This window comes from Streptomyces sp. NPDC096013 (assembly GCF_044763565.1).
Classification (GTDB): Bacteria; Actinomycetota; Actinomycetes; order Streptomycetales; family Streptomycetaceae; genus Streptomyces.
Genome location: NZ_JBIWGK010000001.1, coordinates 1,033,846 through 1,045,162, shown reverse-complemented (window position 1 = coordinate 1,045,162; position 11,317 = coordinate 1,033,846). Strand labels below are relative to the sequence as shown.

Genomic DNA, 11,317 nt, shown 5'->3' with positions numbered 1-11,317 from the left:
CCGTATGTTCACCACCCGACCCACGCTCCAGGGCACCTTCGGCATGGTGTCCTCCACCCACTGGCTGGCCTCGCAGTCGGCGATGGCCGTCCTGGAGGACGGCGGCAACGCGTACGACGCCGCCGTCGCCGGGGCGTTCGTGCTGCACGTGGTGGAACCGCACCTCAACGGACCGGCCGGTGAGGTGCCGATCCTCCTGGCCCCGGCGGGCGGCGAGGTGCGCGTCCTGTGCGGACAGGGCGTCGCGCCCGCCGGAGCGACGATCGAGCACTACAGGGGACTCGGTCTGGATCTCGTACCCGGTACGGGCCCCCTCGCGGCGGCCGTCCCCGGCGCCTTCGACGCCTGGATGCTCCTCCTCAGGGACCACGGCACGAAGGCCCTGGCCGACGTCCTGAAGTACGCCATCGGGTACGCCGAGGACGGGCACGCGTGCGTGGAGAACGTCGGGGCGACCGTCGAGACCGTACGGGAACTGTTCGAGACGGAGTGGACCACGTCGGCGGAGGTGTACCTGCCCGGTGGGACATCGCCCCGCCCGGGTGAGCTGTTCCGCAACCCCGCCCTCGCCGCCACCTGGCGGCGGCTCCTCGCCGAGGTCGCCGGGGCGGGCGACCGGGAGGCCCAGATCGAGGCCGCGCGTGAGGTGTGGCGCTCCGGCTTCATCGGCGAGGCCCTCGTACGGCAGGCCGGGCGCCCCACCATGGACACCAGCGGCGAGCGCCGCACCGGCACCCTCACGGCCGCCGACCTGGCCTCCTGGTCCGCGTCCTACGAGGCCCCCGCGACCTACGACTGGAACGGCTGGACGCTCTGCAAGGCCGGCCCCTGGAGCCAGGGCCCGGTCCTCCTCCAGCAACTCGCCCTGCTCCCGGCCGAGTTGCCCGCCCACGCATCCGCCGACTACGTCCATCTCCTGATTGAGGGCTGCAAGCTCGCGATGGCCGACCGGGAGGCCTGGTACGGGGACGCGGACGCCGTACCCCTGGATGACCTGCTGTCGGCGGAGTACAACGCGGCACGGCGGCGGCTGATCGACGGGAAGGCGTCCTACGAGCTGCGGCCCGGCAGCCCCGGAGGGCGCGCGCCGCGGCTGTGCGAGCACGCGCGCGTGGTCGCTCCCGCGGAGCCCGGCTTCGACCCGATGGGCGCGGGGGAGCCGACCGTCGCACGGCTGACCCGTGACGGCGGCACGCGCGGCGACACCTGCCACCTCGACGTCGTCGACCGCTGGGGCAACATGGTCGCGGCCACGCCCAGCGGCGGCTGGCTCCAGTCCAACCCCGTGGTGCCCGAACTGGGCTTCCCCCTCGGCACCCGGCTCCAGATGGCCTGGCTGGAACCCGGACTGCCCAACTCCCTCGCCGCCGGCCGCCGTCCGCGCACCACGCTCACCCCCTCGATCGCCCTGCGCGACGGAGTCCCGGTCCTGGCGTTCGGCACACCCGGCGGGGACCAGCAGGACCAGTGGCAGCTGCACTTCTTCCTCGCGGTCGCCACGCGCGCGAAGGCACGCGGCGGACTCGACCTCCAGGGTGCGATCGACGCCCCGAACTGGCACAACGACAGCTTCCCCGGCTCCTTCTACCCGCGCGGCATGCGGCCCGGCAGCGTCACCGTCGAGTCCCGCATGGACGAGGCGGTGGTGGAGGAACTCCGGCGGCGCGGGCACGACGTGACCGTCGGGGACGCCTGGTCCGAGGGACGGTTGTGCGCGGTCGCGCGGGACCCGGAGGCGGGAATCCTGTCGGCGGCGGCGAACCCCCGGGGAATGCAGGGGTACGCCGTGGGCCGCTGAGCCTTCCGCCACCGGAGGATGCCTGGTCCGGGTGATCTCCAGCGCCGGGTGTTCATGGTGAATCCACCCGGTGTGCACCGGGCGGGTGGGGATTGTCAGTGACCCGTGCTCTCATGGAGGCATGATCCAAGACACCGAAACCATCGACGAGTTTCTCGCACTGCACTCCGCCGACGTCGAAGAAGCCATCCGCAAGGCCGCCGCGACCGAGATCATGCCCCGCTTCCGGCAGCTCGCCGCGCACGAGATCGACCAGAAGGCCGGCCCGCACGACCTGGTCACGGACGCCGACCGCAACGCCGAGCGGTATCTGACGGAGGTCCTCGGCGCCCTCCTGCCCGGCTCCGTCGTGGTCGGCGAGGAAGCGGTGCACGCGGACCCGTACACGTACGAGGCGCTCCAGGGCGACGCCCCCGTCTGGATAGTCGACCCGGTCGACGGCACCCGCCAGTTCGTGAACGGCGACACCGGCTTCTGCACGCTGGTCGCGCTCGCCCGCCAGGGCGTCCTGCTGGCGTCCTGGACCTACGCCCCCGCCCGGGACCAGCTCGCCACGGCGGTGAGGGGCGGCGGCGCCTTCCTGGACGGCGTACGGCTCCGCTCCGGCGCCCCGGACCCCGCCCGGGACCTGGACGTGGCCACCTCCCACCCGGACTACACGACGGACGCCCAGAAGCGCGCCCTGCTCGGCCTGTGGACGGACGGCGTGCGCACCCGCCCGTGCGGCTCGGCCGGACTCGAGTACCTCGCCATCGCCCGGGGCGAGTTGGACGCCACGGCCTTCTCCTGGGAAGCGGCCTGGGATCACGCGTCGGGCCTGCTCCTCGTCGAGGAGGCGGGCGGCGCCCACCTCACGCTCACCGGCGAGCCCTTCCGCATCACGGGGGGCAACGCGCTGCCCTTCACGACAGCCCGCGACGCGGCCACCGCCCGGCGCGTGATCGAGCTGCTCAGCGCGTCCTAGGGTCACGGGTTCCGCACACCGGACGGACTGGCCCCGGGGTTGTCAGTCCCGCGGCATATCCTGGCCCCAGGTTTGCCATCGGCTGACGAAGGGGTCCGAAGGTGCCGTCGATGCTCGATGCGGTCGTGGTGGGTGCGGGGCCGAACGGACTGACGGCTGCCGTGGAGCTGGCCCGGCGCGGTTTCTCCGTGGCCGTGTTCGAGGCGCGGGACACCGTGGGCGGCGGCGCCCGCACCGAGGAGCTGACCCTCCCCGGCTTCCGGCACGACCCGTGCGCGGCGGCGCACCCGCTCGGGGTCAGCTCCCCGGCGTTCCGCGCCCTGCCCCTGGAGCGCTACGGCCTGGAGTGGCTGCACCCCGAGCTGCCCATGGCGCACCCGTTCACCGACGGCAGCGCGGCCGTGCTGTCGCGCTCGGTCGCGGAGACGGCCGCGTCGTTCGGACCGCGTGACGCGGGGGCGTACCGCAGGCTGGTCGAGCCCTTCCTGCCCAAGTGGGACACCCTGGTCCGCGACTTCATGTCCCTGCCGGGCACCGCGTTGCCGCGCGACCCGGTCACCCTCGCCCGCTTCGGCCTGACCGGCCTGCCCCCGTCGACGTGGCTCACCAGCCGCTTCCGGGACGAGCGCGCGAAGACCCTGTTCGCCGGGCTGGTCGGCCATGTGATGGCCCCGCTCGGCGGGTTCGCGACCGGCGCGATCGGCCTGGTCTTCGCGCTGGCGGCACACGCGCGCGGGTGGCCGGTGGCCCGCGGCGGCTCCCAGTCCATCTCGGACGCCCTGGCCGCCTACCTGAAGGACCTCGGCGGCGAGATCCACACCGACTACGAGGTCAAGCGCCTCGACGACCTCCCCCCGGCCCGCGCCTACGTCTTCGACACCTCGCCCACCGCCCTCGCGAAGATCGCCGGCTTCGGCGACTACTACGCCAACTACCGCTACGGCCCGGGCGTATTCAAGGTCGACTACGCGCTGGACGGCCCGGTGCCCTGGACCGCCAAGGAGGCGCGCATCGCCGGCACCGTCCAGATCGGGGCCGACAGCAAGGAGATCGACACCGCGCTGCGCGCCGCGTCCCGCGAGAACCGCGCCCCCGACCGACCGTTCATGATCACCGTGCAGCCCGGCGTCGTCGACCCCACCCGCGCCCCGGCCGGCAAACAGGTCTTCTGGGCCTACGGCCATGTCCCCAGCGGCTGGACCGGCGACCTCACGGACGCCCTTGAGCGCCAACTGGAGCGCTTCGCCCCGGGGTTCCGCGACCGCGTTCTCGCCCGCGCGACCGCCGGCCCACCCGAACTCGCGGCCCGCAACGCGAACTACATGGGCGGCGACATCGGCTCCGGCGCGGTCTCGGGCCTCCAGACCCTGCTCCGCCCCAAGCTCTCCCTCTCCCCGTACGGCACCCCGCACCCGGCCGTGTTCATCTGTTCCTCCTCCACACCGCCGGGCCCCGGGGTGCACGGCATGTCGGGACACAACGCGGCGAAGGCCGTCTGGCGCAGGCTGAGGCAGGCATGACCACCATCACCCTCGTCCGGGGCGACATCACCCGGCAGACCGCCGACGCGATCGTCAACGCGGCCAACTCCTCACTCCTGGGCGGCGGGGGAGTCGACGGCGCGATCCACCGCCGGGGCGGCCCCGCGATTCTGGAGGACTGCCGCAGGCTCCGCGCCTCCCACTACGGCAAGGGGCTGGCGACGGGCCAGGCGGTCGCGACGACGGCGGGCGACCTGGACGCACGGTGGGTGATCCACACGGTGGGCCCGGTGTATTCCCGCGAGGAGGACCGCTCGGCCCAACTCGCCTCCTGCTACCGGGAGTCCCTCCGCGTCGCCGACGAACTCGGCGCCCGCACGGTCGCGTTCCCCGCCGTGTCCGCCGGTATCTTCGGCTGGCCGATGGAGGACGCGGCACGCATCGCGGTGGAGACGGTGCGGGCGACACCGTCGGCCGTCGAGGAGGTCACGTTCGTGCTCTTCGACGAGACGGCGTACGAGGCGTTCGACCGCCAGGTCCACTGAGGGGCGGGCCGGGGCCGTTAGGTCCGCTGAAGGATGGGGGGCCGGGGTCCAGCCGCCGACTACTCGCCGGGGTTCCCGCGGTCCAACACTCCCGAGTCCCCGGTGTGTTGGACCGCGAAGGGGTTCGCCGCGCCGTCGGCCGACAGCACGGCGAACCCCCGTTCTTCCTTGCCGGTGTCAGCCGACGATGCGGTGCGTCGTCCAGAACGACGTCAGGTCCGTGGTCGTCGCCGCCTGGGCCGCCGCCTTGAACTCGGCGGTGGTCGAGACGCCGTACCAGTGCGAAGTGGCGTAGTCCTTCAGGAGTTTGGCCATCGCGGTGTCACCGAGGGTGCGGCGCAGGTCGTGCAGGGCGCACTTGCCGTAGCCGTAGACGACGGTGGAGTAGCGGGACGAGTGGGCGTCCCAGTAGGCCATCGAGTTGGTGATGTTCTCCGCCGAGGAGGCCCAGGAGACGCTGTTCCAGCAGTTGGTGCCGGTCAGGCCCTGGGCGAGGTCGGTGGCGTAGTCGGTGAACGCCTCGTCCAGCCACGGGCTGTTGTACTCGTCGTCGCCGACGATGCCGTAGAACCACTGGTGGCCGATCTCGTGGGTGAGGGCCGTGGTGCTGACCAGGTCGAGGACGAAGCCGGGGTACTCCATGCCGCCGAACCAGAAGTTGTTGTCGATGACGGCGTCCAACTCGCCGTACGGGTAGGCCCCGAAGCGCCCGGCGTGGGCGTCCACCGCGGACTTGGCCGTGGTGAGCATCGACTGGGCGTTGGCGGAGCTGATGCCCGAGACGGAGTAGATGTTGATCGCCGTGCCCGCCGCCGACGTACCGGAGATCTTGGTGAACGGGCCCGCCGCCCATGCGAAGTCACGGACCTTGGACGCGGTGGCCGTGGTCACCGTACGGCCGCTGGTGCCGGGGGTGTCCACCGAGGTGCCCGTGGCTGGCACCGACAGGGTCGTCGGGTGGTCCAGGGTGACCTTGAAGTCGGCGGCCAGGGAGTAGAAGGACTCGCCGTTGTTCGTGTACGGGTCCAGGTGCCAGCCCGAGCCGTCCTTGACCGCGAGGACCGGCAGCGCGTTGCCGATCATGCTGAACGCGCCGTCGTAGCCGAACCGGTCGGCGCCGCTCGGGACGGTGATCCCCAAGTCGAAGCCGATCGTGGTGGACTGACCCTGCGTCAGAGGCGTGGGCAGTGCTATGCGCAGGGCCGTGCAGGCGACCGAGAGGGCGCCCGCGGTGCCGCCGGTGACGTTGGTGACGGTGATCGGCGGGGCGGTGCAGGTGCCGTGGTAGTTGTCCCACAGCCGCAGGTACACCTCGGTGAGCGGGGTGGCCGAGGCATTGGTGAAGGTCGTGCTCTCGTGGCCGGTCCAGACCGTGCCGGCGGTGTTGCTGCTCAGGCTGACGGTGTACGCCGGGGCGGCCGGTGTGCGCGTGGAGTCGGCCGGCGGGGCGGTGTCGCCGGAGGTGTTCAGCGCGATGTCGTCCAGGACGAAGCTGGTCTGAAGGCTGGAGTCCTCGGTGCCGGTGAAGGCGAGGCTCACGGTCTGGCCCGCGAACGACGACACGTCGAACGACTTCTGGACGTACCCGGTGGCCTTGTTCAGGTTCGAGTACGTCGCCAGGGTCGTGCTGCCGATCTTCGCCGTGAGCTTGTCGTACGCGGTGGACGAGGTCGTCTCGGCGGTGTCGATGTGCAGCCAGAAGGTGAGCGTGGCGCTGCTGCACCCGGACGGGATCGTGACGCTCTGGCTCAGGCTGTCGGTATGCGTGCCGCCGGTGCCGTCCAGCCAGGCGTAGCTGGAGCCGCCGTGGGCGGACTGGCCGGTGCGGCTGGTGATGACGGTCGTCGAGGACGGCGTCCAGGACGAGGTGCCGCTCTCGAAGTCACCGCCCGAGACCACCTGCGCCGGGGTGCAGGCGGCGGCGAGCGGGGCCCCGGCGGGCGCGGCGGCGGCCGGGGTGACGGGGAGCGAGAGGGCGGCCAGCGCGGCGGCGGCGAACACACCGGCGGCGACAGGCCCTGGGGCCTTGTGGGGGGTCGATCTCACACGGAACTCCTTCTACGGCGGCCGGGATTCCGGCCTGCTCGGTGCCGCCCGGCCGGACTGGGTGTGCCGGTGGGCGGCGCTGGGGTGCGCGTAGCGATTGCGTGATCGCGGGGGAAGCTTCGCAGATTTGACCGGGCCATGCCATAAGGAGAGGGAAGTGTGTGCGCGAAGGGGAGGATGGGGTGAGCGGGGGGCGCGGAGGGGGCGTGCACACGGCGGCGTTGCACGGGCCATGCCTCGATGTGGCCTCCGGTTGGCCGAATGTACGCCTTCGATTGCTTCCATTGAACGATGGACCACATCACGTTCCTCGTGGCGGTCGTCATCGTCACGGCCTTGGCCTTCGATTTCACCAACGGATTCCACGACACCGCCAACGCGATGGCGACGTCCATCGCCACGGGAGCGCTGAAGCCCCGTATGGCGGTACTGATCAGCGGAGCTCTCAACATCGTCGGCGCCTTCCTGTCCACGGAAGTCGCGAAGACGATCTCCGGCGGCATCGTCGACGACACCCTGGTCACACCGGGGATGATCTTCGCGGGGCTCGTCGGGGCGATCCTCTGGAACCTCATGACTTGGCTGGTGGGGCTCCCGTCCAGTTCCTCCCACGCCCTGTTCGGCGGCCTGATCGGCGCCGTCTGGGTCGGGGCGGGCTCCGACGGGGTGCACTTCGACAAGGTTGTCGAGAAGATCCTGATCCCCGCGGTGGCCTCGCCGCTGGTGGCCGGGATCGCCGCTCTCCTCGCCACCTACCTCGCCTACAAGATCACCGCCCGGGCCCGCAAGGACTCGGTCACCAAGGGCTTCCGCATCGGCCAGATCGCCTCGGCCTCGCTGGTCTCCCTCGCGCACGGCACGAACGACGCCCAGAAGACGATGGGCGTCATCACCCTGACCCTGATCTCGGTGGGCGCGCTCGGCCACGACGCCGGTCCGCCGATCTGGGTGATCGCCTCCGCCGGACTCGCGATCGGCCTGGGCACCTACATCGGCGGCTGGCGCATCATCCGCACGATGGGCAAGGGCCTCACCGACATCGAGTCCCCGCAGGGCTTCGCGGCCGAGGCCGCCTCCACCACCGTCATCCTCACCTCCGCCCACCTGGGCTTCGCGCTCTCCACCACCCAGGTCTGCTCCGGCGGCATCCTGGGCGCGGGCCTCGGCCGACGGCTGGCCGAGGTGCGCTGGGGCACCGCGGGCCGCATGGTCATCGCCTGGCTGGTCACCCTGCCGGCCGCCGCCCTGGTCGGCGGTCTCTCCGCGACCGTCGTCAAGCACGGCGGCAACCTCGGTACGGCCCTGATCGCCCTGGTCGCCGCCGCCGTGGCCGGGTTCATCGTGATCGCCTCGCGCCGCAACCCCGTGCACGCGGACAACGTGAACGAGACCCACGAGGTCACCATCCGCACCGAGGCGTCCTCCGACGTCCGTACGGCCGCCTGAGCCAAGGGAGTTGAGCTATGAGTCTGGACTGGAACGCCCTCGGCGAGGTCTTCGCGGTGAGTGTCGGCGTGACCGTCGGCGTGGTCGTCATCTTCGCGCTGGGCATCCTGGGCCTCGCCCGGGTCGACGCCGCCCGCGAGGTGGACGGCGGCACGCATGCCCTCGGTCTGACGCAGGCGGGGTTGTGTTTTCTCGCGTGTGCGGCTGTCGTGGCGTACGGCATCTATCTGATCGTGCCGCAGTTCCACTGACCACGGCCGCGTACCGCTGAACAACTGAACCCCCTTGAGAGGAGGCCGGGATGACTGAACTGCTGACCGGGCTGCGGGTCGACTACACCGACCAGGACGACCCCGTGCTGATCCGGCCCGACGGCAGTCCGGTGGACACCTGGCGGGAGAACTACCCGTACGAACAGCGCATGGAGCGCAAGGAGTACGACTGGCACAAGCGGCTCCAGCAGATAGAACTGCTGAAGCTCCAGCGCTGGGTCAAGGAGACCGGACGCCGGCTCGTCATCGTCTGCGAGGGGCGCGACGCGGCCGGCAAGGGCGGCACCATCAAACGGTTCACCGAGCACCTGAACCCGCGTGGCGCCCGGGTCGTCGCCCTGGAGAAGCCGAGTGAGCGCGAGAGCGGTCAGTGGTACTTCCAGCGCTACGTCCAGCATCTGCCGACCGCGGGCGAGATCGTGCTGTTCGACCGGTCCTGGTACAACCGGGCGGGCGTCGAGCGCGTGATGGGCTTCTGCTCGGACGACGAGTACCGCCGCTTCATGCGTCAGGCCCCGCTGTTCGAGCGGATGCTGGCGGACGACGGCATCGACCTGATCAAGTTCTGGTTCTCCGTCTCACAAGGTGAACAGCGCACCCGTTTCACGATCCGCCAGGTGGATCCCGTACGGCAGTGGAAGCTCAGCGCGATGGACCTGGAGTCCCTGGACCGCTGGGACGACTACACCGCCGCCAAGGTCGCCATGTTCCGGGAGACCGACACGGAACACGCGCCCTGGACCGTGGTGAAGAGCAACGACAAGAAGCGGGCCCGCGTCGAGGCCATGCGCAGCGTGCTGGCCCGCTTCGACTACGCCGACAAGGACGAGGAGGTCGTCGGCAGCCCCAACCCGCGCATCGTCGGCGCGGCGGCCACTCTGCTGGAGGCGGGAGAGGACGACACGGCGGCGGTGTTCTAGGACCGGGCCGCTTCGGGCCGAACCTAGTCGCCGTCGCGCGGCACCAGTGTCACCCGGTGGAAGTTGCAGCCGGTCATGGGCGGGTTCCCGGCAGGGGGCCCGCCCGCGTGTGCCTTGAGGGCGACGCTGACCAGGCTCAACAGCAGGTCTACGTCCGTCTCGCAGTCCAGGTGGACGGTCACCCAGCGGGAGCCCGGGATGATCCGGATCGCCGTCGACTCACTGAGATCGTGGTGGAACCGGAGAATGGCCCCGACCGTGAGATGCAGGTCCACATCGTGGTCGGAGTGGAAGTGCACGATCTCGCTGTGAGCGGACCGCAGCGCCCGCCCTGTGCCGCAGCTGGCCGGGACCGCGCTGAGGTCGCGCCAGTCTTCCAGTCGCTGCATGGCTCGCTCGGCCAGGGTCATGTGCCCATCGTGGACCGCGCACCGCTTCGCAACCAGAGGTTGAGCGATTCGTAACCGGGGCGTGAGGTACCGCACACCTCGGACGCGTCAGATGTGCGGTGCGCGAACCGGGTCAACTCCCGCCGGACACGAGCTTTTCGTACCCCACGAGCCGGACGCAGGTGGCCACCCCGTCGATGATCTCCGCGATCTCCGACGCGTCCGGGAAGGAGGGCGCGATCCGGATCGTACGGTCCCTCGGATCGTCGCCGTACGGATGGGTGGCACCCGCCGGAGTCAGCGCGAGACCGGCGTCCGCCGCGCGCCGCACCACCTCGCGGGCACAGCCGTCCGGCACGTCCAGGGTGATGAAGTAGCCGCCCCGGGGCGTCGACCACTCGGCGAGCCCGGTGCCGCCGAGCCGTTCGTCGAGGACCCGCAGCACGGTGTCGAACTTCGGCCGCAGCAGCTCACGGTGCTTGCGCAGGTGGGCGCGCACCCCGCCGGGATCGCGCAGGAACATGGCGTGCCGCAGCTGGTTGATCTTGTCGGGCCCGATGGACCGCTTGGCGTTGAGGCCGCGCAGCCAGGCCACGTTGGCCGGGGACGAGCCGAAGAACGCGACGCCCGCACCGGCCAGCGTGATCTTCGAGGTGGACCCGAAGACGAAGACCCGGTCGGGATGCCCGCTCGCGGCACAGGCCGCCAGGATGTCGGCGATCTCCACCTCCTCGTCGGTGAGGTGGTGCACGGCATAGGCGTTGTCCCAGAAGATCCGGAAGTCGGGCGCGGCCGTCGGCATCGCGGCGAGCCGCCGTACGGTCTCGTCGCCGTAACAGGTCCCGTCAGGATTGCTGTACTTGGGCACGCACCAGATGCCCTTCACCGCCGGGTCCTCGGCGACCAGCCGCTCCACCGCGTCCATGTCGGGACCCTCGGCGGTCATCGGCACGGGGATCATCTCGATGCCGAAGCGCTCGCACAGCGCGAAGTGCCGGTCGTAGCCGGGGACCGGGCACAGGAACGCGATCCGCTCCTCGTCCGCCCAGCGGCGGGCCGCGCCGGGAACCGTGCCGAGCAGCGCGTGCACGAGGCTGTCGTGCATCAGCTCCAGGCTGGAGTTGCCCACGGCGAGCAACTGCCCTGCCGGGACCTGGAGGAACCCGGAGAAGATCTCCCGGAGCTCCAACAGGCCGTCCGCGGCACCGTAGTTGCGGCAGTCCGTGCCGTCGGCGGAGGTGTGCCGGTCGCCGGGCAGCGACAGGAGTTCGGCGGACAGGTCGAGCTGCCGGGCGGAGGGCTTGCCGCGGGTCAGGTCGAGCGAGAGTCCCTTCGCGCGCAGGGCTTCGTAGTCGCTGCGGGCCGCGTCGAGGAGCGCCGGGAGGGAATCGGCGGAGTTCGCCGAGGGGGGAGTCGGGGTCACGGAAGCCGACGTTACAAAGCCGGGCGCGCCACC

10 protein-coding genes are annotated in these 11,317 nt (G+C 71.2%); 7 read left to right on the top strand and 3 right to left on the bottom strand.

Annotated elements, in window-relative coordinates:
- The first annotated feature begins 4 nt into the window (after nt 1-4).
- The 4 genes from ACIRB1_RS04550 (at nt 5) to ACIRB1_RS04535 (ending at nt 4,788) form a co-directional block, all read left to right on the top strand.
- Complete coding sequence (locus ACIRB1_RS04550; protein WP_403464534.1) at nt 5-1,798, top strand: gamma-glutamyltransferase family protein; 1,794 nt, start codon at nt 5-7, stop codon at nt 1,796-1,798.
- Between the two features lie 121 nt (nt 1,799-1,919).
- Nucleotides 1,920-2,762, top strand: coding sequence for an inositol monophosphatase family protein (locus tag ACIRB1_RS04545; RefSeq protein WP_403464533.1), 843 nt, complete (start codon nt 1,920-1,922; stop codon nt 2,760-2,762).
- Between the two features lie 110 nt (nt 2,763-2,872).
- Nucleotides 2,873-4,282: a phytoene desaturase family protein gene (locus ACIRB1_RS04540; RefSeq protein WP_403464532.1), complete on the top strand. Its 1,410-nt coding sequence runs from the start codon at nt 2,873-2,875 to the stop codon at nt 4,280-4,282.
- Complete coding sequence (locus ACIRB1_RS04535; RefSeq protein WP_403464531.1) at nt 4,279-4,788, top strand: O-acetyl-ADP-ribose deacetylase; 510 nt, start codon at nt 4,279-4,281, stop codon at nt 4,786-4,788. The genes ACIRB1_RS04540 and ACIRB1_RS04535 overlap by 4 nt, the downstream gene beginning before the upstream one ends.
- A gap of 177 nt (nt 4,789-4,965) precedes the next feature.
- Here ACIRB1_RS04535 and ACIRB1_RS04530 read toward each other — a convergent pair whose 3' ends face one another.
- A complete protein-coding gene (locus tag ACIRB1_RS04530) occupies nt 4,966-6,834 on the bottom strand; it encodes a M1 family aminopeptidase (RefSeq protein ID WP_403464530.1) in 1,869 nt (622 codons plus the stop codon).
- 291 nt (nt 6,835-7,125) lie between these two features.
- Here ACIRB1_RS04530 and ACIRB1_RS04525 point away from each other — a divergent pair, with 291 nt between their 5' ends.
- The 3 genes from ACIRB1_RS04525 to ppk2 are packed head-to-tail and all read left to right on the top strand — an operon-like array spanning nt 7,126 to nt 9,472.
- Entirely contained in the window at nt 7,126-8,280 is a 1,155-nt protein-coding gene (locus ACIRB1_RS04525; protein WP_403464529.1) for an anion permease, read from the top strand.
- Between the two features lie 17 nt (nt 8,281-8,297).
- Nucleotides 8,298-8,531 carry a hypothetical protein gene (locus ACIRB1_RS04520; RefSeq protein WP_266774041.1) on the top strand — a complete coding sequence of 78 codons (234 nt, stop codon included), beginning with the start codon at nt 8,298-8,300 and terminating at the stop codon, nt 8,529-8,531.
- A gap of 50 nt (nt 8,532-8,581) precedes the next feature.
- On the top strand, nt 8,582-9,472 hold the full coding sequence (ppk2, locus tag ACIRB1_RS04515; RefSeq protein ID WP_403464528.1) for a polyphosphate kinase 2: 891 nt from the start codon (nt 8,582-8,584) through the stop codon (nt 9,470-9,472).
- 23 nt (nt 9,473-9,495) lie between these two features.
- Here ppk2 and ACIRB1_RS04510 read toward each other — a convergent pair whose 3' ends face one another.
- Nucleotides 9,496-9,882 carry a luciferase family protein gene (locus ACIRB1_RS04510; RefSeq protein ID WP_352177583.1) on the bottom strand — a complete coding sequence of 129 codons (387 nt, stop codon included), beginning with the start codon at nt 9,880-9,882 and terminating at the stop codon, nt 9,496-9,498.
- 112 nt (nt 9,883-9,994) lie between these two features.
- The gene (locus ACIRB1_RS04505; RefSeq protein ID WP_403464527.1) at nt 9,995-11,284 is read right to left on the bottom strand and encodes an aminotransferase class I/II-fold pyridoxal phosphate-dependent enzyme; all 1,290 of its coding nucleotides are present in this window, start codon (nt 11,282-11,284) and stop codon (nt 9,995-9,997) included.
- Between the last annotated feature and the right edge of the window lie 33 nt (nt 11,285-11,317).